General features: G+C 60.1%; 1 protein-coding gene. It reads right to left on the bottom strand.

The window, feature by feature from the left end; translation table 11 throughout:
* Positions 1-296: inorganic diphosphatase (locus A3754_RS23705; protein ID WP_197468820.1), on the bottom strand; the 296-nt coding region annotated here is incomplete at both ends.

A 296-nucleotide genomic window follows, 5' to 3' on the forward strand; every position in this document is an offset into this window, starting at 1 on the left:
GTAGATCTTGGTCAGCTTGGTGTGCGGAACCGCCACCAGCTTGGCATCTTTACCGGCTTCGTCGGTCATGTTCAGGATGCCCACCGGGCGACAGCGAATCACGGAGCCGGGAACCACCGGGTAGGGGGTCACAACCAGCACGTCCAGCGGATCGCCATCTTCGGACAGGGTGTTGGGGATGTAGCCGTAGTTGGCCGGGTAGAACATGGGGGTTGCCATGAAGCGGTCCACGAATACCGCGTTGCTGTCTTTGTCGATCTCGTACTTGATCGGGTCAGCGTTGGCCGGGATCTCGA

The sequence above is a fragment of the Alcanivorax sp. HI0083 genome, from assembly GCF_001635175.1.